The sequence below is a fragment of the Pseudomonas sp. GW823-FHT06B06 genome, from assembly GCF_058795195.1.
The window spans coordinates 62,484-88,203 of record NZ_JBXAHO010000025.1; the positions used below are offsets into that span (position 1 = coordinate 62,484).

At 58.9% G+C, this 25,720-nt stretch carries 15 protein-coding genes; 9 read left to right on the top strand and 6 right to left on the bottom strand.

All coding sequences use genetic code 11. The features are described from left to right. Positions 1–319 precede the first annotated feature (319 nt). From AC1Q8Q_RS21630 to AC1Q8Q_RS21640, 3 genes are all read left to right on the top strand, one after another. Positions 320–2,419 (top strand): LTA synthase family protein, encoded by a 2,100-nt coding sequence (locus tag AC1Q8Q_RS21630; protein WP_020799975.1) that lies wholly within the window; start codon positions 320–322, stop codon positions 2,417–2,419. 439 nt (positions 2,420–2,858) lie between these two features. Next, a complete protein-coding gene (locus AC1Q8Q_RS21635) occupies positions 2,859–6,980 on the top strand; it encodes a DUF1592 domain-containing protein (protein WP_492615473.1) in 4,122 nt (1,373 codons plus the stop codon). 2 nt (positions 6,981–6,982) lie between these two features. Then, a complete protein-coding gene (locus AC1Q8Q_RS21640) occupies positions 6,983–8,347 on the top strand; it encodes a DUF1552 domain-containing protein (RefSeq protein ID WP_020799977.1) in 1,365 nt (454 codons plus the stop codon). Positions 8,348–8,431: 84 nt separating this feature from the next. Here the strand turns inward: AC1Q8Q_RS21640 and AC1Q8Q_RS21645 are convergent, their stop codons facing one another. Then, positions 8,432–8,584 carry a DUF3309 family protein gene (locus AC1Q8Q_RS21645; protein ID WP_008060837.1) on the bottom strand — a complete coding sequence of 51 codons (153 nt, stop codon included), beginning with the start codon at positions 8,582–8,584 and terminating at the stop codon, positions 8,432–8,434. Between the two features lie 285 nt (positions 8,585–8,869). Between AC1Q8Q_RS21645 and AC1Q8Q_RS21650 the strand changes: the two genes are divergently transcribed. From AC1Q8Q_RS21650 to csrA, 3 genes are all read left to right on the top strand, one after another. Beyond that, positions 8,870–9,685, top strand: coding sequence for an SDR family oxidoreductase (locus AC1Q8Q_RS21650; RefSeq protein ID WP_020799978.1), 816 nt, complete (start codon positions 8,870–8,872; stop codon positions 9,683–9,685). 64 nt (positions 9,686–9,749) lie between these two features. Then, positions 9,750–10,082, top strand: coding sequence for a YnfA family protein (locus AC1Q8Q_RS21655; protein ID WP_492615474.1), 333 nt, complete (start codon positions 9,750–9,752; stop codon positions 10,080–10,082). Positions 10,083–10,235: 153 nt separating this feature from the next. After that, positions 10,236–10,427, top strand: coding sequence for a carbon storage regulator CsrA (gene csrA, locus AC1Q8Q_RS21660; RefSeq protein WP_020799981.1), 192 nt, complete (start codon positions 10,236–10,238; stop codon positions 10,425–10,427). Here the strand turns inward: csrA and AC1Q8Q_RS21665 are convergent. The 4 genes from AC1Q8Q_RS21665 to AC1Q8Q_RS21680 form a co-directional block, all read right to left on the bottom strand. Further along, on the bottom strand, positions 10,416–10,643 hold the full coding sequence (locus AC1Q8Q_RS21665; RefSeq protein WP_008060849.1) for a YheU family protein: 228 nt from the start codon (positions 10,641–10,643) through the stop codon (positions 10,416–10,418). The two genes, csrA and AC1Q8Q_RS21665, sit on opposite strands and share 12 nt — an antisense overlap. Before the next feature lie 148 nt (positions 10,644–10,791). Continuing rightward, positions 10,792–11,982, bottom strand: coding sequence for an osmoprotectant NAGGN system M42 family peptidase (locus AC1Q8Q_RS21670; RefSeq protein ID WP_033043117.1), 1,191 nt, complete (start codon positions 11,980–11,982; stop codon positions 10,792–10,794). A 137-nt stretch (positions 11,983–12,119) separates the two neighbouring features. Further along, on the bottom strand, positions 12,120–13,865 hold the full coding sequence (gene ngg, locus AC1Q8Q_RS21675) for an N-acetylglutaminylglutamine synthetase (protein WP_492615475.1): 1,746 nt from the start codon (positions 13,863–13,865) through the stop codon (positions 12,120–12,122). Between the two features lie 3 nt (positions 13,866–13,868). Continuing rightward, positions 13,869–15,641: an N-acetylglutaminylglutamine amidotransferase gene (locus AC1Q8Q_RS21680; protein ID WP_033043113.1), complete on the bottom strand. Its 1,773-nt coding sequence runs from the start codon at positions 15,639–15,641 to the stop codon at positions 13,869–13,871. A gap of 296 nt (positions 15,642–15,937) precedes the next feature. On the opposite strand from AC1Q8Q_RS21680, the gene AC1Q8Q_RS21685 reads away from it, so the two are divergent. Next, entirely contained in the window at positions 15,938–20,755 is a 4,818-nt protein-coding gene (locus AC1Q8Q_RS21685; protein WP_492615476.1) for an NEL-type E3 ubiquitin ligase domain-containing protein, read from the top strand. Positions 20,756–20,760: 5 nt separating this feature from the next. On the opposite strand, the gene mnmC is transcribed toward AC1Q8Q_RS21685, so the two are convergent. After that, the gene (gene mnmC, locus AC1Q8Q_RS21690) at positions 20,761–22,743 is read right to left on the bottom strand and encodes a bifunctional tRNA (5-methylaminomethyl-2-thiouridine)(34)-methyltransferase MnmC2/FAD-dependent 5-carboxymethylaminomethyl-2-thiouridine(34) oxidoreductase MnmC1 (protein ID WP_492615477.1); all 1,983 of its coding nucleotides are present in this window, start codon (positions 22,741–22,743) and stop codon (positions 20,761–20,763) included. A 159-nt stretch (positions 22,744–22,902) separates the two neighbouring features. Between mnmC and pap the strand changes: the two genes are divergently transcribed. Both pap and AC1Q8Q_RS21700 read left to right on the top strand, forming a co-directional pair. Further along, a complete protein-coding gene (pap, locus tag AC1Q8Q_RS21695) occupies positions 22,903–24,408 on the top strand; it encodes a polyphosphate:AMP phosphotransferase (protein WP_492615478.1) in 1,506 nt (501 codons plus the stop codon). A gap of 105 nt (positions 24,409–24,513) precedes the next feature. Then, positions 24,514–25,698 carry a thiolase family protein gene (locus AC1Q8Q_RS21700; protein WP_492615479.1) on the top strand — a complete coding sequence of 395 codons (1,185 nt, stop codon included), beginning with the start codon at positions 24,514–24,516 and terminating at the stop codon, positions 25,696–25,698. The last annotated feature ends 22 nt before the right edge of the window (positions 25,699–25,720 follow it).

Consider the following 25,720-nt stretch of genomic DNA (forward strand, 5'->3'; position numbering starts at 1 on the left):
GCGAGCATGCTCGCGAAAAACGCCAGGACAATCCGGGCATGCAGACAACCCGCGTAATCGTTGACGTCCATCGCGAGCGTGCTCGCTCCTACAGAAGCCTTTATTGTGTTACCTAATATTCGCTGCACAGAATTTTCACAAAGCCTCCAAGACAATTCCCCCCGCGCGGCCATCGACGAACAGTAATCAATGGCAATGCTGCGATTGATCGTGCAACATTTGCGCACCGCGCGAACCCCGGGGCCGAGTACTGGCCAACAGAGGGCAGGGCGCAGCTGTATTTTTGAAACTTCAACTTCCAATGGGTCCTAAAAACGACATGGCTATTCCGGACGCCCTGAGTCAGAAGCGAGCATCGAGTCGCTTGCTGCAACCGACCGTCAAATCGCATCTGGCCTACACACTGTTGTGCGCCCTGGTCATGATGGTGATGTTTTCCGTGCTGCGCCTCGCGCTGCTCGTCTACAACCGCGAAATGATCCTCGACACACCGGCCGCGACCTTTTTCGAAGCATTCGCCAATGGCTTGCGTTTCGACCTGCGCCTGGTGGTCTACCTCAGCGTTCCGCTGGTGCTGGCGCTGTTCAGTGCCCGGGCCATGGCGGCGCGGGGGATCTTCCGTCTCTGGCTGACGGTGACCGCCAGCATCGCGCTGTTCCTGGGCCTGATGGAGATGGACTTCTACCGTGAATTCCACCAGCGCCTCAACGGGCTGGTCTTCCAGTATGTGAAGGAAGACCCGAAAACCGTGATGAGCATGCTCTGGTACGGTTTTCCGGTGGTCCGCTACCTGCTGGCCTGGGCCTTGGGCACCTGGATCCTGAGCCTCGCCTTCAAGGGTGCCGACCGTGCCACGCGTCCTCGTGGACCTTTCAGCGGTGGTAGCATCGGTACTCGGCAGGTTGCCCCCTGGTACGCGCGTGCGATGGTGTTCGTGGTGTGCCTGTTGATCTGCGTGGTCGCGGCCCGCGGTACCTTGCGTCAAGGCCCGCCAATGCGTTGGGGTGATGTCTACACCACCGATTCCAACTTCGCCAACCAGCTGGGCCTCAACGGTACCCTGTCCCTGGTCGCTGCCGCGAAGAGCCGGATGTCTGAAGATCGCGACAACATCTGGAAAGCCACGTTGCCACAACCGATGGCTCAGCAGACTGTACGCGACCTGTTGGTCATGAAGGACGACAAATTGGTGGATGGCGAGACCGCAGCAGTGCGTCGCGACTACACGCCACCCGTCGACAAGACCCTGCCGATCAAGAACGTCGTCGTGATCCTGATGGAAAGCATGGCCGGTCACTCGGTAGGCGCACTGGGCGCACCGGGCAACATCACGCCGTACCTCGACAAGCTGTCGAAGGAAGGCCTGCTGTTCGACCGTTTCTTCTCCAACGGTACCCACACCCACCAGGGCATGTTCGCCACCATGGCTTGCTTCCCGAACCTGCCGGGTTTCGAATACCTGATGCAGACCCCGGAAGGCAGCCACAAACTGTCTGGCCTTCCGCAGTTGCTCAGCGCCCGTCACTACGACGATGTGTATGTCTACAACGGCGATTTCGCCTGGGACAACCAGTCGGGTTTCTTCAGTAACCAGGGCATGACCAATTTCATCGGTCGCAACGACTTCGTTAACCCGGTGTTCTCCGACCCGACCTGGGGTGTGTCCGACCAGGATATGTTCGACCGTGGCCTGGTGGAACTCAAGGCTCGCGACGGCAAGGACAAGAAACCTTTCTATGCCTTGCTGCAAACCTTGTCCAACCACACGCCCTATGCGTTGCCGACCCCATTGCCGGTCGAACGCGTCACCGATCGTGGCAGCCTGAACGAGCATTTGACCGCCATGCGCTATTCGGATTGGGCGCTGGGTCAGTTCTTCGAGAAGGCGCGTAATGAGCCTTACTTCAAGGAGACCCTGTTCGTCATCGTTGGCGACCACGGCTTCGGTAACGAACGTCAGATCACCGAAATGGACCTGGGCCGTTTCAATGTACCGATGTTGATGATCGCACCGGGCATCCAGGAGAAATTTGGCACGCTCGACCACACCGTGGGCACTCAAGTCGACATCGTGCCGACCATCATGGGCCGCATCGGTGGTGAAGTGCGTCATCAGTGCTGGGGTCGTGACTTGCTCAACCTGCCAGAAGGCGACACCGGTTTCGGTGTGATCAAACCGTCGGGCAGCGAGCAGACCACTGCGATCATCACCGCGGACCAGATCCTGGTATTGCCGAAGGACAAGGACATGGCGCCGAAGATGTACCAGTACGAACTGGGCGCTACGCCTCGGGCGGAAGTGATTCCGGATGCTCCGCGCACCGCCGAGATGAAGCTCAAGCTCGAAGCGTTCCTGCAAACGGCGACCAAGAGTCTGATCGACAACACCGCTGGTGTGGTCGACGGCGTACCTGACTGAGTATTCAGTCAGGCTTTGCTGCCTGACCTTGGGCTACAAAAAATCCGATGCCTGCACAGGCATCGGATTTTTTTATGCTCGCCGTAAGGCGCTGTGCCGCACCCAAGGGGAAAACCTGTCAACTTTGACAGTAGACACCTCGGGGGTTTGGGAATCTTATACAGGTGCTTCGAGTACCTGACCCAACGTTTGCAACCGCGACGTTGAGAGCGGGCAGCGTTGCAAGGATGATGTCTGCCTGTTCCTGTCTCTATGGCGTTCGTGCCATGTTTTGGCCATGCAGTGGAACCGCGCTGGAAGACATTTCAATAGAAATGCCGGGGTTGGCTTAGGCTCTTTTTCGGCCTGCCACTTCGGTTCAGGTGGTTCGCCGCAGGACACTGAATTAACAGATTTGTCCGAGGGGTTGAACACTTGGCTGACGAGTGAGGCTCGCTTCATGAATAAGTCTGTCGGTGTGCTTCGTTTGCTGTGGTTCGTGGGGTTTGCGGCGCTCGCCGCTGTCGTCGCTTTAGTGGTGTACACCCGATCGTCGGAGTCAGCTCCATCACCTCAGTCCTGTACAGCGCCTGCTTATGAAAAGGGCGCGCTCTACGAACAGGGGCAGCAGGTTCAGCATGCCGGCCAGCTATTGGAATGCTGGAAAGATGACGAGGCCCCACTTGGCGTCGGCAGTTGGCAGTGGTGCAAGCTGCCGGTCTATGAGCCATTGGTTGTCGGCGGTCCGTGGAAAGACGCATGGAAAGAACTTGGTGACTGTGGTGGCTTCGAGGGCAATCGCCTGACGCTGAGCTTCTCCACCCTCAGCGGCAAAGCCCCTCTGAAACCGGCGGTGCCAGGTGTTGCTCGCGCAGATCAGACGGTCACCGGGACGTTGCGTTGCAAGGCCGAAGAGATTGCGATCAGCGCAAAGGCCAACGAAACGATTCACCTCGATAATCTAAAAGCTTGCGACTACCAGCTTGTAATGAACAGCGCTGATGGATACATCCCGCTGAACACCCCGCGCATTGTTTCATTCACGCAGGCGCAAGGGGCGGAGCAAACCGTGGCGGTGAAGTATCGGCCTCCGGTTGAGGTGAGCAAGCTCAATGGCTTGCCGGGGATAAAAATCGAGTTGTTTGCCCAGGGCCTTATCCAGCCCAGGCAGATGGCCATGGGCAAGAACGTCCTGTATGTCGGCTCCAGTGCCATCCCGTCGTACGTCTATGACGGAAAAATCGGCGACATGATCTACGCGTTGCCGCTGGACGGAGAGGGTAAGCCGACCGGCATTCATGTCATCGCCAAGGGCCTGGAAGAGCCTCACGGCGTGGCATACCGCGACGGTGATCTGTATTACTCGACCACAGGTGGTCTGTATCGCTTGCGTAACGCGGACGATCATTACAAAGACCCAAAACCCGAATTGGTTTTCAACTTTCCGGCAGACGGCAAGCTGTTTCCCTTGCCCCCGCTGTCGTCCGGCTCGAAGACTCGCATCTGGCACATGAAACACCCCTTGCGCTTCAACCCAGTCGATCCGTCGGACAAGTGGCTTTATACGGCGGTCGGCACTCCGTGCAACCTATGCATGATTCCCGCCGACAAGCGCTATGGGACGGTCTTGCGGTACTCCCTGGAGACGGGGGAGTCGGAGATCCTGGCCATGGGGGTGCGTAACTCTGTGGGCTTCGACTGGAATCCCAAGGACGGCAAAATCTGGTTCAGCGACAACAATCGCCAAGGCTTCCCCAACCCTGACGAGGTCAACGTCATCCGGGGCCCCGGGTTGCATTTCGGTGTGCCTTATCGGTTTGGCAGGGACACGCCCGGTTTCACTCAAGAGGAGTACCAGAACCCGGGCGTGATCCAGCCGCCGCTGGTGCCCGGTGCCATTGTGTCCGATAAGTCGCTCGAACAGATCAGCCCCGCTGACTATGTGCCGGCCGCTTTTGAGTCGGGTACCAACACTGCACCGCTCGGCGTCAAGTTCTGGTCAGGTTACCCGGCTGCGGCGGGTACCCAACGATTGCTGGTGGCCGTGCATGGTGCCGGCTCCACCGCCCGCCCGGGCATGGACATACAAATGCTGACCATCCAGGGCGGTACGCGCGTGGTCAACCAGATCCCGCTGATCAATGGATTTGTGCAGGATCCGGATCGATTTGATGTCTATTGCCTGGACAACTCCTGCATTGGTCGTCCCGTCGAGTTTCTCGAACTGGCGGATGGCAGCCTGCTGATCAGCGACGATGTCGCCGGGGTCATCTATCGCGTGCGCTATGACGCAACCGGGCTGCCGCAGACAGAATTGGCCCTGCGTCCAATGCTGTCACCCCCGGGCCTGGAAGACGAAATGATCAGTGGCTACCTGATTGCCCCCGACGGCAATAGCCGACTGGTGCAACTGTCATGGGATCCGTTAAGCAATGAGTCCGCACTGGTTCTAAAAGGGCTGGCGTATGGTGAGTATCAGTTGCGCCTCAATGATGTGAAAAAATGGGTTCCTCTGGTGCGAAACACCTCCGTCACGCTATCGCCAACCAACAAGAGTCAGGCCATCAACCTGGGATATCGCGAACGGCCGATCAAGCTAGAGGTCAAGATCACGATCAACGCGCCGAGCAAGCCTGCTTCTGTCACCGATGACCAATGGCGCATCAGTCTGGTTAACGAGGATCAGAGTCATGCTGAGCCGCTGCTCATACAGATTCCGTGGGGGGCAAGCACGACGCGCAACCTCGACTATGGCAAGTACAAGGTGATCTACCCGTTTTACTCCAAGGAAAAACCGGAGCCGGAACTGGAGCCGGTGGTGATTGATGAGTCCAGTGAGGACCGGCAGCTACCCCTCATCGCCTATCGACATGTCGAGAACCTGGGCGAGTCGGTCCTGGCGGGGGCCTGTACCAAGTGCCATTCCGTCGAGTATTTCGACAGCGCGAGCAAGGCCTTGCTCTGGAGCGTGGCGGGTCGGGAAGCGTTGGTCAAACAGATCAAGAGCATGCCGGTTTCGGGGCACTGCGACACCACCTGTGCGACCGAAATCAGCAACCAGTTGTTCGACGTCATCTGGAAACCCTACCTGGACCATGGCGAGACCTATGGTGCGCGGCAGTTGCGATTGCTCACGCCCAGTGAGTATGCCGCCAGCATCTGGGACATCCTGGGGGTCGAGGTCAATCCCGAGAAACTACCGGCCGACAAGTCGGAAAAAGATTTCAAATACCCAGGGGAAGCGAGCAAGGGCATTCTGCAGGCCGAGGACGTCAAGCTGTATTACGACATGGCGTTGTCGGTGGCAGAGAAGGTGGCACCTGCGCGCTTGAGTGCGCTGGCAACCTCTCGCACAGGCACCGACCTGGTCACTTCCCTGGGCTATCAGATGTTCCGTCGTCCCGTGACTGATGCCGAGCGTTTGCGGTATCAGAAAATACACGATGAGCAAGGGCCCCCGGCTGTGATTGCGGCTCTATTGATGTCGCCGCATTTTCTCTATCGCTCGGAGCTGGGGGTGGAGTCAGCCAGGGCAAGCAAGGTGTATAAGCTCACGCCGTTCGAGCTGGTAACAGCACTTTCTTACGGGTTCCTGGGCACGACACCGGATGTTGAACTGTTGGCCAAGGCGCAGCGCAATGAACTGCAGACTTCACAACAGATCTCCGCCGAAATTCAGCGGATGATGCAAACGGACCGCGGCATCAAGCAGTTCAACCGTTTCGTCGGCTACTACATCAAAACCGCACGCGGCGTTCAGGAAAAGCCGGGGCTGACCAAGCCAATGATTGCGCTGATGGCACAGGAGCAATACTTGCTGAGCAAAAGCATGCTTCTCGATTCAGGCACCCTGGATAAGTTGTTCAACCCCGGTTACACCTATCTGAATCAGGACCTGGCTGCGCATTATGGCATCAGCGGTGTCACGGGCAGCACGATGCAAAAAGTCACGGTGGACGACAAGCGGGGCGGGTTGTTGCACCTGGGGCTGACTCAGGCAGCCACGTCGGATTTCGAGACCACCTCACTGGTCAAGCGCGGAATCATGATTCGCGAGCAGATGTTCTGTCGTGAGTTCGGTGCTCCGGTAGAGCCAGATCCTACAGGTCCGGTTTTTCCTGCTCAGCCCATCACCACCCGTGAACGCTGGGATCTGGTCAACGGTGAGCAAGCGTCAGGAGGGCGCTGCTGGCAATGTCACCAATTCATGAATGACACCGGCGCCGCGATGGAGCATTACGATGCAGCTGGCCGTTATCGTACCCAGGAAAAAGCCTACAACTTTGACCAATATCCTCAGATGTTGCCAATCAAGGCCTCCGGTCCCTTTTTAAGTTCGACCGGCTCAGAGACCGTAAATGACGTTCGCGGTATCGCCAAAATCGTTCCCCGCCATCCCGCCTCCCAGTTCTGTATGGCCGACAGTTATTTCCGGTTTGTGTTCGGCAGCAAATCGGATGCATCGACGTCGGGAGCTGTGAAGGCGATTGCCGATGGCTTGAAAACTTCCGGCTCCCTGGCAGAGATGTTGCGAACCCTGGGGACTTCCAACGCGTTCATCTACAAAACCGAGAGGAACTGATCATGGGCATCTTGAAAAGTCGCCGGCGTTTTCTCGCGGGACTGGCTGCGGCAGGTGTCTATGGTCCATTGACCCAATTCGGATTGACGCGCATGGCATTGGCGGGGCAATCCGAGCAACCCTTGTTGAAGGTCGTGATTGTAGTAATACCCGACGGAACGGCAGTGGACTCCTATCAGGGTGGACCGTTTGGCGATGGGCGCGGTTTGTGGCATCCCACTGCACAGGGGATGGATACCACGGCTTTTACATTGAATGAAGTCAGTAAAGAGCTGGAGGCTTATCGCAACCAATCGTTGTACCTGCGCGGGATTATCTCGGGGCCAGGTAACTCGGGCCATAACAACTGGAACTATATATTGCGTGATAGCGCACAGAGTCAGTCATCAATCGACGTCCTCTTGGGAAATGCACTGCCGGGTAATGAACCCTCGCATCGCAGCTTGTTTGCCGGGCCCCACGCAGGGATCGACGGTACGCCCTGGTTCGTGTCGTTTCAGGGCAAAGCGATTCGCACGCCCTACCGCGACCCCATGCTGATGGCTGAATCGCTGTTCAAGACGCCTGCTCAAGCTCGGCGCGCACTGGAGCCTGGAGCTGGAAAACTGTTAGAGGCATCCCTGGCGGATATCCAGGACATCAAAAACCGGCTCTCCCCCGGCCAGAGGCAAAAGCTTGATACCCATCTGGATTCAGTAGAGCAGGTCATCAAGGACCTTGAGGAAGCGCGGCCGCCCGTGGGGGGATGCGAGCCTGTGATGCTCGAGCCCCTGGATTACCAGTCGGCGGAGCACCGCACACGCATACAGGCCGACCACCATAAAGTGGTGGCCACCGCCTTGAGTTGCGGGATTACCCGCGTTGCGACCGTTCAGATCGGACGCTCGGCGGAGTCACTCAATATCATTGATGTCAGTCGCGACAAAAATCCCCATGATTGCGCTCACCGTTACGCCGGGGAAGCAGTCTGGAGAGGAACACGGCAATGGTATGTCCGGCAGGTCAGGGAATTGATGGATGAACTGTCCAGGCATGCAGACCCGGACATGCCCGGTCACAACTTGCTCGAATCTGTCCTGGTCATTGTCACCAGCGAAATGGCTGATGGAGCCCCCGAGCACTCGATTGATATGCCGCTGGTCATGATGGGCGGCGCGTGCGGATTGTTGAAAAGCGGGGAGGGCGCAGGACGGTACCTGAATATCACGACGCAAGCCGATAAGTCGCATCACACGGGGAACCCGGTTATCGGCAAGAACTTCGTCGACATGCAGCGGATCTGGGCAACCGTTGCCAAGGCCGCAGGAACCAGCGTGCCTTATGCAGGCAATGTTGATCCTGTCAGTGGAATTTTCACTAACGTGTGACGCAAACTTTGGAAAAAACGATGCCAGTCAGTTTTATCTGACTGGCATCGAAATTTCTGCAGCCTTTATTGGCTACTCAGAACTTCATATCTTCCCGAGTAACAACAGGATCAATATCACCACCAACACCACGCCGATGATACCGGACGGTCCATAACCCCAACTTCTGGAGTGTGGGAAGACCGGTAGACCACCGATCAGTAACAGGATCAGAATGATCAGAAGTATTGTGCCCATATCTGTTTCCTTGCTGTAAGTATTCAGGAATGACCTAGCCGTTATCAGTCAGCGGGAACGTCATTTATTCGAGCTGCTTAAAAAATCCGACCGCGGTGCAGGGCAAAAAATTCCAAGTTTTTTGCGGTTTTTCAAATCATCTACCGATAAATCTGTTGCCGCGTTAGTTGGTTGAGCCACGATTGCGGTTTGCTCGGGGCATTCAGCAATCTGATAGAGCGTGGGGCGGCCAATTTCCTTCGCTACACTCGACGCATCTTCCCCGGAACAACAAGGCTGTTTGCTATGCAAAATCGCATGATGATCACTGGCGCGGGCTCCGGCCTGGGTCGCGAAATCGCGTTGCGCTGGGCGCGCGAAGGCTGGCAGTTGGCCTTGTCGGACGTCAGCGAACCAGGTCTGCAGGAAACCTTGAAACAGGTGCGCGAAGCCGGTGGTGACGGTTTTATCCAGCGTTGCGATGTGCGTGATTACAGCCAACTGACCGCGTTTGCCCAGGCCTGCGAATCGAAGTTCGGTGGTATCGATATCATCGTCAACAACGCGGGGGTTGCCTCTGGCGGATTCTTCAGCGAACTGTCCCTGGAAGACTGGGACTGGCAGATCGCAATCAACCTCATGGGTGTGGTCAAGGGCTGCAAGGCCTTCCTGCCGTTGCTGGAGAAGAGCAAGGGCAAGATCATCAACATCGCCTCGATGGCGGCGTTGATGCAGGGGCCGGCCATGAGCAACTACAACGTGGCCAAGGCCGGCGTGGTGGCGTTGTCCGAAAGCTTGCTGATTGAACTCGCGCATCAGGAAGTCGGCGTGCATGTGGTTTGCCCGTCGTTTTTCCAGACCAATCTGCTGGACTCCTTCCGCGGCCCGACGCCGGCCATGAAAGCCCAGGTTGGCAAGTTGCTGGAAAGCTCGCCCATCAGTGCCACCGATATTGCCGATTACATCTTTCAGCAGGTCGCTGTCGGCGAGTTCATGATCCTGCCCCACGAACAGGGCCGCCAGGCCTGGGCGCTCAAGCAGAAGAACCCGCAACTGCTCTACAACGAAATGACCCTGATGGCCGACAAGATGCGCGCCAAGGCCAAGCAATCCGCAAACTGAACTTGCCCGCACACGACAGCCTCGTTAGGGTGGCCGCCATCGGCCATCCTCGCGAGACGTTCGCATGCTCAATTACCTGTGGTTTTTCCTCGCCGCGTTGTTCGAAATCGCCGGTTGCTTCGCCTTCTGGATGTGGCTGCGCCAGGGTAAAAGTGCCTTGTGGGTGGTGCCAGCGTTACTCAGCCTGACGTTGTTCGCGTTGTTGCTGACGCGCATCGAGGCGACTTATGCAGGCCGTGCCTATGCCGCTTACGGCGGTATCTACATCATTGCTTCGATTGGTTGGCTGGCGGTGGTCGAGCGGATTCGTCCACTGGGTTCCGACTGGCTAGGCGTGGCACTGTGCATGATCGGGGCAAGCGTTATCCTGTTTGGCCCGCGCTTCTCGGCCTCCTGACGTAGCGGCCCTTGATTAAGGCGGCGTGTCAGGCATTTCCTTCAGCAAGGCAGCCGCGTGGCTGTAGGTTTGGTCTGGATTACCGTGGCTGTCTTGTAGGCCCGTCGTGCACCGGGCATCTTCAAGGCCCGGTAACCCTGAAGGACCAAAGCCATGCTTGTACTAAGTCGTGTAGTCGGCGAGATGATTTCCATCGGTGACACCATTTCAGTGCGCATTATTGCCGTCAATGGCGGTAACGTGCGCTTCGGCATCGAAGCCCCGAACCATGTCAATGTGCACCGCAGCGAGATCTACGAGCGAATCCAGCGCAAGCTTTCGCGAGACAAAAAATCAGTCGAATAAATGCTTGGGCACGTCATGCTTGAGCATCAGCTGGCACTGCTCGCTCTCCGGATCGAAGACAATCAGGGCCTGGCCCTTGATCAATGCCTGGCGAACACGCAATACACGGGTCTCCAGCGGCGTGTCATCGCCATTGTCGGTGCCGTCTCGGGTCACGAAATCTTCGATCAGGCGGGTCAGGGTATCGACTTCAAGTTGGTCGTGTGGAATCAGCATAGGTACCTCGGTCAAATCAATGACGAGATGCTACGGCGGTTATGACCACATCACCAGTAGGAGCTGCCGCAGGCTGCGATCTTTTGATCTTTGTTTTTTAAGATCAAAAGATCGCAGCCTGCGGCAGCTCCTACTGGATCGCATTTCGTTAGATGTCGCTGCGTTGGCCCACCAGGCTATCCACCGACGGCACTCGCGTATCGCTTTCCATCTGCGTCTCGTGTTCGATCTGGTGACTGAACCGGTCCAGCGAGCCTTTGGCCGGCTGCGCGTCGCTGGCGAACACCGGCGGGCTGAGGATGTAGGCGCCGAGCAGGCGGCTGAGGGCGGCGAGACTGTCGATGTGGGTGCGTTCGTAGCCGTGGGTGGCGTCGCAGCCAAAGGCGAGCAGGGCGGTGCGGATGTCATGGCCGGCGGTGACCGCCGAGTGAGCGTCGCTGAAGTAGTAGCGGAACAGGTCGCGGCGTACGGGCAACTCGTTGTCACTGGCCAGGCGCAGCAGGTGGCGCGACAAGTGATAGTCGTACGGCCCGCCGGAATCCTGCATCGCAATGCTCACCGCGTGTTCGCTGGAGTGCTGGCCGGGAGCGACGGGCGCGATGTCGATGCCAACGAATTCACTGACGTCCCAGGGCAATGCCGCCGCGGCGCCACTGCCGGTTTCCTCGGTGATGGTGAACAGTGGATGACAGTCGATCGCCAGCTCTTCGCCGCTGTCGACGATCGCTTTCAACGCTGCCAGCAGCGCCGCGACACCAGCCTTGTCGTCCAGGTGGCGGGCACTGATGTGGCCACTTTCGGTGAACTCCGGCAGCGGGTCGAAGGCGACGAAATCACCGACGCTGATGCCCAGCGAGTCACAATCGGCGCGGGTCGCGCAATAAGCGTCCAGGCGCAATTCGATGTGGTCCCAGCTGATTGGCATTTCATCCACGGCGGTGTTGAAGGCGTGCCCGGAGGCCATTAGCGGCAACACGCTGCCACGGATCACGCCGTTGTCGGTAAACAGGCTGACGCGGCTGCCTTCGGCAAAACGGCTGGACCAGCAACCCACGGGGGCCAGCGTCAGGCGGCCGTTGTCCTTGATGGCGCGCACGGCGGCGCCAATGGTGTCCAGGTGCGCGGAAACGGCGCGGTCCGGGCTGTTTTTCTTGCCCTTGAGGGTGGCGCGGATGGTGCCGCGACGTGTCATCTCGAAGGGAATGCCCAGCTCTTCGAGCCGTTCGGCGACATAGCGCACGATGGTGTCGGTGAAGCCGGTGGGGCTGGGAATGGCGAGCATTTCCAGCAGGACTTTCTGCAGGTAGGTCAGGTCTGGTTCCGGGTATTGGCGGGTCATGGAAACTCCTGATGAGTTGAGGGATCGTTTTCACGCGCAGCAAAGGAATGAATCAACGGACGCTCTGCGTTCGGCTCTTGAGGGACGCGGTGCGTCCCGGGCTGCATTGCCACACAGAGCATGGGAACGATCGGGCGCTACACGGCCGGCTGACTGTGCGGAAACAACAGGTCTACAAACCGCTCGGCCGTCGGCTGCGGTTCATGGTTGGCCAGTCCGGCGCGCTCGTTGGCTTCTATGAATACGTACTGCGGTTGATCGGCGGCAGACACCATCAGGTCGAGTCCGACCACGGGAATATCCAGCGCCCGCGCCGCGCGCACCGCGGCGTCCACCAACGTGGGATGAAGCATCGAGGTGACATCTTCGAGAATCCCACCGGTATGAAGATTTGCCGTGCGCCGCACGAAAAGGTGCTCGCCCGGCGGCAGTATGCTGTCGTAGTCGTAGCCCACTGCCTGCACGGTGCGCTCGGTCTCAGGGTCCTGCGGGATCTTGCTTTCGCCGCCGGTAGCCGCCTGGCGCCGTCGACTCTGGGCTTCGATCAGCGCGCCGATGGAGTGCTGGCCATCGCCCACCACCTCGGCGGGCCGTCGAATCGCCGCAGCGACCACTTCAAAGCCGATCACCAGAATTCGCAGGTCGAGACCTTCATGGAAGCTTTCCAGCAGCACGCGACTGTCGTACTGACGGGCGGCTTCGATGGCGTTCTGGACCTCTTCGATGGTCTGCAGATCCACCGCCACGCCTTGCCCCTGTTCACCGTCCAGTGGCTTGACCACCACTCGCTGGTGTTCGTCGAGAAACGCCAGGTTGTCATCGGCGTTACCCGCCAGTTGCTGCGCGGGCAGGTTCAGGCCTGCCGCCGTGAGCGCTTTATGGGTCAGGCTCTTGTCCTGGCACAGGCTCATGCTGATGGCGCTGGTCAGGTCGGTCAGTGACTCGCGGCAACGTACCCGCCGTCCGCCGTGGCTGAGGGTAAACATCCCCGCCGCGGCATCATCGACCTGCACATCGATGCCGCGACGATGGGCTTCCTCGACGATGATCCGCGCGTAGGGGTTGAACTTGGCTTCAGGGCCGGGACCGAGAAACAACGGCTGGTTAATGCCGTTCTTGCGCTTGATCGCAAAGGTCGACAGGTTGCGAAAACCGAGCTTGGCGTAAAGATTTTTGGCCTGGCGATTGTCGTGCAGCACGGACAAGTCCAGGTAACTCAGCCCACGGCTCATGAAGTGTTCAATCAGATGCCGCACCAGCACCTCACCGACACCGGGCCGCGAACAGTGCGAATCGACGGCCAGGCACCAGAGGCTGCTGCCGTGTTCCGGATCGTTGAACGCCTTGTGATGATTGAGGCCCATGACGCTGCCGATGACTGCGCCGCTGTCCTCGTCCTCGGCCAGCCAGTACACCGGGCCGCCCAGATGACGGGGGGTCAGCAAGCTGGCATCGATCGGCAACATGCCGCGTGCCTGATACAGCTGGTTGATCGCCTGCCAGTCGGCATCGCCTTGCGCGCGACGAATGCGAAAGCCGCGAAACACGCGGGTCGCCTGACGGTAATCGCTGAACCACAACCGCAAAGTATCGGAGGGGTCGAGAAACAACTGGGCCGGCTCCAGCCCCAGTACTTGCTGGGGCGCGGCGACATACAGGGCGATGTCGCGCTCACCCGGTCGTTCATTGAGCAACGCCTGGGCAAGGCTCGTCGGGTCGGGGAACGTATGGCCGATCAACAACCGGCCCCAGCCGCAATGCACGGCAATCGGCGCAGTACTGAGTTCACTGCCGTCTTCGGCCAGGCGTGCCTGCAAGCGTTCGTAAGAAGGCGCCTGACCGCGTAACAAGCGTTGGTTATACGCCGTGGCTTGAGGTTTCATCGATCAGATTCCTTGTTCACTGAGCCACAGGTTCAGCGCCGCCAATTGCCACAGCTTGGAGCCGCGCAACGGAGTCAATTGGCCTTGTGGGTCCGTCAGCAAGCGGTCGAGCATCGCCGGGTTGAACAGGCCACGATCCTGGCTCGGATCCAGCAGCAATTCACGTACCCAGTTCAGCGTGTCACCCTGCAAATGCTTGAGACCCGGCACCGGGAAGTAACCTTTTTTGCGGTCGATGACTTCGCTTGGAATGACCAGGCGCGCCGCTTCCTTCAGGACTTGCTTGCCTCCGTCAGGCAGTTTGAATTTGCCCGGCACCCGGGCTGACAATTCCACCAGGCGATAGTCGAGAAACGGCGTGCGCGCCTCCAGGCCCCAGGCCATGGTCATGTTGTCGACGCGTTTGACCGGGTCATCCACCAGCATCACCGTGCTGTCCAGACGCAAGGCCTTGTCCACCGATGCATCGGCGCCGGGTTGTGCGAAATGTTCCTTCACGAAGTCACCAGCGGCGTCATTCGCGGTCAGCCATTTCGGCTGGACGGTGGCGGCGTAGTCCTCGTAGCTGCGGTCGAAGAACGCATCGCGATACGCCGTGTAGGGATCGGCTGCGCCATCCACTTGCGGATACCAGTGATACCCGGCGAACAGTTCGTCCGCACCCTGGCCGCTTTGCACCACTTTGCAATGCTTGGCCACTTCGCGCGATAACAGATAGAAAGCGATGCAGTCATGACTGACCATCGGCTCGCTCATCGCGCGGAAGGCGGCGGGCAGTTGCTCGATGATCTCTTTTTCGTCGATGCGCAATTGATGGTGTTGGGTGCCGTAATGCCTGGCGATCAAGTCCGAATACTGGAACTCGTCACCGCGCTCGCCACCGGCATCCTGGAAGCCGATGGAGAAGGTCGACAGGTTTTCCACACCGACTTCACGCAACAGGCCGACGAGCATGCTCGAATCGACACCACCCGACAGCAGCACGCCAACATCCACCGCCGCCCGTTGACGAATCGCCACCGCATCGCGGGTGCTGTCTAGTACGCGGTCACGCCAGTCCTCGAGCGTCAGATTGATCTCGTCGGCACGTGGGCCGTAGGGCAGGGTCCACCAGGTTTTCTGTTCGGTTCGGCCATCCGCGTCAATGCGCATCCAGGTCGCCGGTGGCAGTTTTTCGATGCCGGCCAGCAGAGTGCGTGGCGCTGGGACCACGGCATGGAAATTCAGATAATGATTCAGGGCCACCGGATCGAGAATCGGGTTAATGTCGCCGCCCTTGAGCAGCGCTGGCAAAGCCGAAGCGAAGCGCAGGCGCTGGCCGGTGCGCGACAGGTACAGCGGCTTCACACCGAGACGGTCACGGGCGATGAACAGGCGCTTGGCGTCGCGTTCCCAGATAGCGAAGGCAAACATGCCGTTGAGCTTGGGCAACAGCGCTTCGCCCCAGGCGTGGTAGCCCTTGAGCAACACTTCGGTGTCGCCGCCGGAATAGAAGGCATAACCGAGGTTTTCGAGTTCGCTTCGCAGCTCCGGGAAGTTGTAGATCGCGCCGTTGAAGGCCAGGGACAGGCCCAGTTGGGTATCGATCATCGGCTGTGCCGAGCCGTCCGACAGGTCCATGATTTTCAGGCGACGATGGCCCAGGGCAATCGGCCCTTGGCTATGAAAACCCCAGGCGTCAGGGCCTCGAGGCGCCAGGTGATGGGTGATTCGCTCAATGGCTGCAAGGTCTGCAGGTTGATTGTCAAAACGTAACTCGCCAGCTAATCCGCACATAAATTCCTTACCGGTTTTTCCGTTGGGGAGGGTCAATCCGCACCATGCCAGAAGGGCAGGTACTCAGAAACTGACCCGCCTCGCTTGTGGGAGTTTTAGAACGATAAGTTATAAGAAGGAATTGCGGGACGAATGGCAGGCACGGCAGAAACGCTCTTGGCCGTGGCGGTAACTATTGATGGGATGCATAGAAGTAGCTGCTTGGATGGGGGGCGATCCAACCCGGTATTCGAATTATCAATTGCCTGCGGTGCTTCCTAAACTGAGCGTCTTTTAACGCAATAAGGATATTGCTCATGCAGGCTACGACTTCCAAACCCGCCCCCGTCGCGGTGCCACTGACATCGGCACAACGTCTCGAAGCCTTGTTGGAACACACGGGCGACCTGGACAAGGCGCAAGTGCTGCAAGCGTCTATCGCCCCTTGGTTGGCAACCGAGGATTTGAGCGTGGTGCAGGCTTTGAAGGCGGCGTTCGAGCAGTCTTTTGTTACCCAGGGCAAGGTCACGGAGGCGCTCAAAAAGCTCAAGCCTCTGGACGAATTCTGCAAAGAGCAACTGACCGCATTCCTCAAGGGTAAATGGACGGTCGATTTCGACGTCGAGCGGGACATGCTGGACATTACGAAAACACTGTACACGTCCACAGGCGTGCTCCCCGTCTTCGGATCCGCTGGTCGAGTAACCACCACATCACGCAGCTTGCTTCAGGCCGCCATGGAAAACTTTACGGCTAAGGAAGCCACGAGCGGCGGTTTTTCAGCGGACTCGGTTATACGCATCAATGAACAAGCCCAATCAGGCGCTGAAATCATCCCTGTAAAATTCGCCGCCCTGTCGCGTGAGCTCGACCTGGGCGCCCGCTATCAGCGCCATATTGACCAGGCTTTGGCCTTGCCGCCCAGACCCGCCAATGATGCGCCTGCCGATGATCGGCCCAGCATCGCGGATATCCGGCGGCTGAAGATGCTGGATATGCGCGTCGCCCTGCACATGGCCTCCCTGAAAAAGGACATCACTGCCGCTGCCTACACGATGCTGCTGAGTGTGATCGATCAGGATCTCCCGGCAGCTCAAGCCAGCGGCGTGCTATTCGATGGTGGGCCTGTGCAGTGGCAGGGCTTGATGATTCATGACGCCTGCATCTGTGGGGCACTGGTCTTCAGCAAAGTCTCCATCGATACCGAGCCGAAGGCCCGGTGTGTGGTTTACATGCCGAACGAACCCCGACGACCGCTGTATGAATACGCTTCGCTGGATGACTTCAAGGTCTACCTGACCCTCCACTTGCAAAGCAAAAGCTACAGAAAGTCTTTCGCCGAGCAGTACCTGCATGGCCAGGATAAAACCGGTTTTTTTACCGAGTTTGACAAGGATAAGACCCTGGGCACACTCGTTGCCGCGCCTGGCGACACTTGCCTTGGTGATTTTTTCTTCAGCACTTTTGTCAGTACGACTCAAAAAAATGCACGAATGCTTGCGGTGCCGAATGCAGACGTCGATGAGCAAGAGCGGGAAAAAAACCTTCAGGCATTGCTCGATGGTGGTCTTCTGCTGTTGAACGCAGCCGCTTTTTTTGTACCGGTGATCGGCCAGTTCATGCTGGCTACGGCTGTCGTCGACATCATCAGTGAAGTGTATGAAGGCGTGGTTGAGTGGACGCACGGAGAGCGGACCGCTGCTTTGTCCCATTTGCTGAGCGTTGTGGAAAACGTCGCGCAGTTGGCAGCGTTTGCCGTCGGCGGGAAAATTATCGCGACCACTATCGGTAAGGGCGTAAAGGAGCAGGGAGCATTCTTCGACGGTTTCGAGGCCGTCACTTGCGCTGATGGTCGAGCCAGATTGTGGAAGCCCAACCTCGACACCTATGAACAGACCACGACTCTGCCAATCGGCGCGCAACCTGATGTGCAAGGCCTCTACCGGCATGCCGGGCAGACGTCGATCGTCATCGAGGGAGTTCCTTATCGAGCCACCCGCAACGCCGCCGGATCGGCATGGACGCTCAATCATCCTGTGCGCACCGACGCATTCGCGCCTGCCGTCGAGCGAAATGTGGAAGGGGGCTGGCGGCATGTTCATGAGCACGCGCACGAGTGGCACGACGGTGCTTATGCATTGGGGCGCACGGATCCGCGCCTGAGTGATCTGGGCAGTGATCTGGAAGCGATTGCCGACATCATCGACATGACGCCTGACACGTTGCACCAGCTTCATCAAAGCAACCTCAAGTTACCGCAGCGGCTGAAGGACTGTGTCGAGCGCTTCAGGATTGACCGGCGCATCACTGCGATGGTCACGGCAATGGAAGAGGGAGAGAGCGCAAACAAGGACTTCATCCAGGAGCAACTGCATACACTGCCGAGGTTGCCAGGCTGGCCGGCGGAACGCTTCATCGAAGTGCGCGACGAGGCGGACCTGGTAGTGTCCCGCTTCCCCGAGACAGGGCCACACGAGGATGAAAACGTCAACAGCGTGCTTGTTTATCAGTCGGATCTGGAGTCTGGGAAACTGCTCGACAAAGTCATCGGTGGTCTCTATCCGGCAGAGGTGCAGGGCATCATCGCAAGCACAACCACGGAATCGAAATCGCAGCTGTTGGCGAAGAAGATCGCGACGAGCCTCAAGAGTAATCGCCAACCGCTGTTTGACTGGCTCTATAAAACCTGGGACGGCACCGCCACCGGTGACGTTGCGACGCTGGGTGAACACGCCGCAGACCTTCCCGTTCGCGTGCGCCAGGAATTGCTGGATAACGCCTCTGGCAACGATCGCAGCTTTCTGCGTGACCGCAAGATCCTCGGCATGGATCTCGCGGGGCAGGTCAGCGAGGCACAGGCACTGCTCAGGCAGGACCGTGCGCTCACCGGGTTGCACCTGCCGCATTTGGCTAATGCCGATACCAACAGACTGACGCTCTGGCTGATGGAAAGGGTGCACGGCTGGGATGAAAGCTGTCGGCTTGAAGTGCGACAGGGGCGAGCAACCGGCACCTTGCTGGACAGCGTCGGTGCAGTGGATGCAGAGTCGCTCGGTATCATTGTAAAGACGCCCACCGGCTACCAGGTCACTCAAACCAATGGCAATTTTTCCTCCACGTTGATGAGCGACACGCTGGTCACGTCGATACTTGACGCTTTGCCAGCCACCCAGCGCACTCGCATGGGGCTCACGGGCGATGGTGTGCAGGACGTCCGTGCTCTTCGTTCAAGACTGTCGAAGGCCGGCGCCGGCGATCCGGCGCGTACCGGGCGCGTGTTACGGGGAGAGCGCAGTGATACTCCCAAACACCTGGCTGCCTGTGTACTGGCAGATCCTCCCGCTGCGGGCACTTATGCAAGGGCCTTGATTCGTAAAGTCAAAAAGCTTTATCCACTGTTCTCCGATGCCCAGGCTTCGGTGTTTCTCGACAGCGCCGGCACTACCCAGCTGCAGCGGGTGAATCGAATCAAGGCGCTGGAGCTGCAACTGAAAAAACTGCTCGATGTGCTGCACGCCTGGCGTGACGATGAAGTGGCAATGAAGAAACTGCCGGGGCAGCTCAATGACATCCGTGTCAGCCGTCGACAGGTGGCCAATGCCATCGAACGATGCTGGCGCCGGATAGCATGGTCCACTCAGGGTTCTACAACGCTCACGCTGGAGCGCAACTTTGTAGGCCCATTGCCGACGCTGACCGAGCAAGATGTCGCCCATGTGCGCAGTCTTTCCGTCAAGGACATGCAGGCTGGCGATGAGTTGGCGTACTTCCTCAAGCCTTTTAAAAAGCTGGTCACTCTGAAACTGGACCGCAATAAGCTCACACGATTGCCTGAAGTGCTGTCGCACATGCCCGATCTCAGGCATTTGAGCCTGGAGGATAATCAGATACAGCTGACCGAACACACCTTGCGCAAACTGGCGGACATGCGCAATTTGCGTGCGTTGGGGCTCAATGGCAATCGCCTGGGGGCCACGATTGACATCAGCAAAATGCTGAACCTGAAAGAGCTGTTACTGCGCGATACTCATGCGACGGAATTGCCTGTCGGACTTTCCCGTTTGCCGTATCTGGACTTTGTGGACCTGCGGGGAAACCTGATTCGGGAACTGCCGGAGTTGCTGTTTCAACTCCCTCAGCGATTCGCCCTGGCGATCAACTTGCGCCATAACCCCGTATCCGCGTCTAGCCGAACGAGGCTTGCGGCCTATCATGTTCGTACGGGCATCGGGATGGGGCTGCTGCCAAATGATACCGCTGTGCTCAATGATCAAAGGGCTCGAGACCTGTGGATGCCCAAACTGGTTGAAGAGACCTATGCCAGTCGTAATCGTGCTTGGCTGGCGTTGAAGCACGAACCCGGATCGAAAGCATTCTTTGAGTTGCTGGCAGAAGTTGGAAATTCGGCCGATAGCCGTTATGTGAATGAAGACATGACCCGGCGGGTCTGGAGTGTCATTGAGGCGACCCAGGCTCACTCGGCATTACGTACTCAATTGCTGTCAATGGCAGTCAAGGCCCATTGCGCTGATGACGCGGCGACGATCTTCAGTAATCTCGAGGTCGCCGTCGAAATTGACAGGGTGGTTCGGCTGTCCGCCAACGCCCATGATCAGGCCGCTCGGTTATTGAGACTCGGGCGAAGTCTGTTTCGCCTGGATTACCTTTCCAGAATTGCTCGGGAAAAGTCCCAGGTCAATCCGGCACTCGATGCGGTGGAAGTGGAGTTGGCTTATCGCACCGGCCTGGCCGACAGGCTTGACCTGGTCGGCCAGCCCCAGCACATGCGTTATGCATCGCTCAGTGGCGTCAAGGCAAATGACCTGGAGTTGGCCTACAACAAAGTCCTTGCCGCGGAAATTTCACCTGAGCTATCGACCTATATCACTGGCCGTACGTTCTGGAGCGACTTTTTGCGACAGCAACATGGCAAACAATTCACCGACCTGACCGCCCCCTTTCACGTGCGGATGGAAACGGCCTTTGAAAACGAGGCAACGCTGGGTGCGGATTATCGCGCCACAGTGGACGGCATCGCCGATGAGTTGCACAACGCCGAGGCCGCTTTGTTGAAGCGTCTGACCGAGGCGGCCATGGAAGCTGACGAGTCAAGGACTTGCTTTGCGCTGGATTGATCGCTTTACGCCTTGCCTCGAATCAATCGGCGCAAGGCGAAACGGTTCGGATGGCAAGCCTCGGCGACGGTCCTGGGCAATGGCAGCGGTTCGTTATCCAGCCACGCGGCGATCAATTCGCCTGACAGTGGCGCTGTGATCAATCCTCGCGATCCGTGGCCGCTATTGACGTACAAGCCATCCAGCCAGGGGCAAGGGATGTCCGGGGTTTGTCGGGCATCCTTGCTCAAGGCGCTGTAGGCGTCGGCGAATGCCTGGCTGTCGGCCAGTGGCCCGACAATCGGCAGGTAATCCGGGCTGGTACAGCGAAACGCTGCACGACCTTCAAGTTCATCGGCTTGCAAGGTGTGCGCACCGAGCCGAGCGACCAGATCCAGCGAGATTTCTTCGAGCATCTGCAAGTTACCCAAATGCTCGGCAGTGGTCGGGGTCAGGTCGTCGCTGTTGAAATCGAAACTCGCCCCCAGCGTGTGTTCGCCCAGGCGTGCCGGCGCGATATAGCCTTCGGCGCACACTACGGTATTCAGCGTCCGGCTTTCGGTCGTTTGGGGCAAACGGGTGATTTGTCCGCGAATGCGTTTGAGCGGCAACTCGCTGCTGTAGGTGAATCGCTTGATCTCGGCGGCACCGGCCAGCACCACGGTGGGTGCGTCGGCCAACAAGCTGTCGCCATCCCACGCTTGCCAACCGCCGTCCACGCGGCGCAGCTCCAGCACATCGTGATGGGTTAGCAGTTCAACGTTCGATTGCCCAGCCTGCCATTGGCACAGCGCAGGCGGGTGTACCCAACCGCCTTCGGGGTAAAACAGGCCCCCCGATGGCAGTGCGATACCGGCGCGAGCCTCGGCGTGTGCCTGATCGAGTGTGTGCAGTAAGTCACTGGGGAACGCCGTCGCCAATTGCGCCTGACGCTCGGTTTCCTTGGCATTGAAGGCCAGTTGCAAGACGCCGCAATCGTCCCAGTCAACGCCCCGTTGCAAATGCTCAAGCAAGCGCCGGGTGTAACCGAAGCCGCTGACAATCAATTGCGACAGCGCTGTGCCGTGGGCGGAAAGCTTGAGGTACAGCACGCCCTGGGGATTGCCCGAGGCTTCCTGCGCCAGCGCATCGTGACGTTCCAGCAGACTCACCTGCCAGCCGCGAGCAGCGAGGCTGGCAGCCGTGGCACAACCGGCCAACCCGGCACCGATCACCAGCGCGCGACGCTCAAAGGTGAGCGAGGCCGGGCGGGCAAACCAGGGTTTCGCCGCAGCGGGTGCCGGGTTTTCCGCAGGCCAGCCGAGGAAGGTGCCGCGCAGGATTTCCCATTTGTGGCCGATGCCGGGCGTTCGTTTCATCTTGAAGCCGGCGGCATTCAACAGGCGACGCACCCAACCCGTGCTGGTGAAGGTGCTGATGGTTGAACCGGGCGCCGCCAGTCGGGCCAGCTCGGCAAACAGTTCGGCGGTCCACATGTCGGGGTTTTTCGCCGGGGCGAAGCCGTCGAGAAACCAGGCGTCGATCTGCGCGTCCAATTGCGGTAGCAACGCCAGTGCATCGCCGATCAGCAAGGTGAGCGTGACGCGGCCGTTATCCAGGACCAGGCGCTGGAAGCCCTGGTGGATCGCCCTGTACTGCGCCAGCAGTTGATCGGCCAACGGCTTGAGTTCCGGCCACAACGCCAGCGCTCGTTGCAGGTCGGCAAGACTCAGCGGGTACTTTTCGACACTGACAAAATGCAACCGTGCACCGGCCGCAGCGTGCTGCTCGAACAACTGCCAGGCGCACAAGAAATTCAATCCGGTACCGAACCCGGTTTCGCCAATCACCAATCGACCGCCCGCTGGAAGCGCCGCGAAACGCTCCCCCAAGGCATTCTGTTCCAGGAACACGTAGCGGGTTTCGTCCAGCCCTGACAGGTCGGAAAAATACACATCGTCGAACACCCGCGAGCGCGGGAGCCCTTGGTCGTCCCAGTCGATCTGGGCGTGGGGCATTACAGGTTTCATGGCAGGCTCGGTAACGGCAAGGTCGCCATTCTATCCGATCGCGGCAGGGGGCATGATCCATGGCAAGACCTGCAATCACCCATGCGATGAAAATGGGATTTCTCCCCCGCAGGAGAGCTCAATCCACTAGTCTTGCTCACATCTGCCAGGGAGCCGCTCATGTTCGAATCCGCTGAAATCGATCACGCCATTGATAAAGAAACTTTCGACGCCGAAGTGCCGGCCTTGCGTGAAGCCTTGCTTGAAGCGCAATTCGAACTGCGCCAGCAGAGCCGGTTTCCGGTGATCATCCTGATCAACGGCATCGAAGGCGCCGGCAAGGGCGAGACGGTCAAGTTGCTCAATGAATGGATGGACCCGCGCCTGATCGAGGTCCGCACCTTCGATCAGCAAACTGACGAGGAGCTTGCGCGGCCACCGGCCTGGCGCTATTGGCGGATGCTTCCGGCCCAGGGCCGCATGGGCATTTTCTTCGGCAACTGGTACAGCCAGATGCTGCAGGCCAGGGTTCACGGCGTGATCAAGGACCCCAGGTTCGATCAAGGCATCAACGGCGCCGAACGCCTGGAAAAAATGCTTTGCGACGAAGGCGCATTGATCTTCAAATTCTGGTTCCACCTCTCCAAGAAACAAATGAAGGCACGCCTCAAGGCGTTGGCCGACGACCCGCTGCACAGCTGGCGCATCAGCCCGCTGGACTGGCAGCAGTCCGAAACCTACGATCGCTTCGTGAAATACGGCGAGCGCATCTTGCGGCGCACCAGCCGCGACTATGCACCGTGGCATGTGATCGCCGGAAAGGATGCGCATTATCGCAGCCTGGTGGTGGGGAAGATTTTGCTCGAAGGCTTGCAGAACGCCCTGAATCGACCGCAAATCCACCCGGAAAAAGTCAACGTCGCGCCTGTGTTTCCCAGCGTTGATCAATTGAGCCTGCTGGACAGCCTTGATCTGACCTTGCAGTTGGCCAAGGGCGATTATGAAGAGCAACTGATTACCGAGCAGGCCAGGTTCTCCGGCTTGATGCGGGACAAACGCATGCGCCGACACGCATTGATGGCAGTGTTCGAAGGCAATGACGCGGCGGGCAAGGGTGGGGCGATTCGCCGCGTGGCTGCGGCCCTGGACCCGCGCCAATACAGTATCGTGCCGATTGCCGCGCCCACCGAAGAGGAACGGGCGCAGCCGTATCTCTGGCGTTTTTGGCGGCATGTTCCTGCCCGGGGCAAATTCACCATGTTCGACCGTTCCTGGTACGGCCGGGTGTTGGTGGAACGCGTCGAAGGATTCTGCTCCCAGGCGGACTGGCTGCGTGCCTACGGTGAAATCAACGACTTTGAGGAGCAACTGAGCGACGCCGGGGTGATTGTGGTCAAGTTCTGGCTGGCCATCGACAAGCAGACGCAACTGGAGCGTTTCCAGGAGCGTGAAGAGATTCCGTTCAAACGCTTCAAGATCACCGAAGACGACTGGCGCAACCGTGACAAGTGGGACGACTATCGCAGCGCCGTCGGCGACATGGTCGACCGCACCAGCACCGAGATCTCGCCCTGGACGCTGGTGGAGGCCAATGACAAGCGCTGGGCGCGGGTCAAGGTGTTGCGCACCATCAACCACGCCCTGGAAGAGGCGTTCGAAAAATCGGGCAAGCGCAAGGGCAAGTAGTCAGGCGATGGTTGCGCATACGCGAGGTGAATGATTGTCGCGGTCGGTTATTGGGTGGGCTTATGCTCGATCCACTCTCAACCGACAACAACAATGAGGTATGCCATGCGTGAAGTGGTGATCGTCGACAGCGTGCGGACCGGCCTGGCCAAATCCTTTCGCGGCAAGTTCAACATGACCCGTCCCGATGACATGGCGGCGCATTGTGTCGACGCCTTGCTGGCGCGCACCGGCATCGATCCGGCCAGTGTCGAGGACTGCATCGTCGGTGCCGGCTCCAACGAAGGTTCCCAGGGCTATAACATCGGGCGTAACGTCGCTGTATTGTCGCGCCTGGGCATCGGCGTCGCCGGCATGACCCTCAACCGCTTCTGCTCCTCGGGCTTGCAGGCGATTGCCATTGCCGCCAACCAGATCGCCTCCGGTTGCAGCGACATCATCGTTGCCGGTGGCGTCGAGTCCATCAGCCTGACGATGAAAAGCATCAACACCGATCACCTGATCAATCCGCTGCTCAAGGAGCAGGTGCCGGGCATCTACTTTCCGATGGGCCAGACCGCCGAAATCGTCGCTCGACGTTACAACGTCAGTCGCGAAGAACAGGATGTTTACGCCCTGCAAAGTCAGCAGCGGACTGCCCAGGCACAAGCGGCGGGATTATTCGACGATGAAATCGTGCCAATGCCGGTGAAGTACCGGGTTGAAGACAAGGCCACAGGCGAAGTGCAGATTCTCGAAGGGGTCGTGGATCACGATGACTGCAACCGTCCCGATACCACCCTGCAAAGCCTGGCCGGGTTGAAGCCGGTATTCCTCGAAGACGGCTCGGTCACCGCCGGTAACTCCTCGCAGTTGTCCGACGGTGCCTCCATGACCCTGGTGATGAGCTTGGAGAAAGCCCTGGCGCTGGGCTTGCAGCCCAAGGCGTTCTTCCGCGGATTCACCGTGGCCGGTTGCGAACCGGACGAGATGGGCATCGGCCCGGTGTTCTCGGTGCCCAAACTGCTGAAGGCCAAGGGCTTGCACCTGGGTGACATCGATTTGTGGGAACTCAACGAAGCATTCGCCTCGCAGTGCCTGTACGCGCGCAATCGGCTGGAGATCGATAATGACAGGTACAACGTCAATGGCGGCTCGATCTCCATTGGCCACCCATTCGGCATGACCGGTTCGCGTCAGGTCGGGCATATCGTTCGCGAGTTGCAGCGGCGCAATCTGCGCTACGGCGTCGTCACCATGTGCGTAGGCGGTGGGATGGGGGCTACCGGGTTGTTCGAGGCGGTGCGTTAGCCGCCTGCTCGACCGGCCAGCG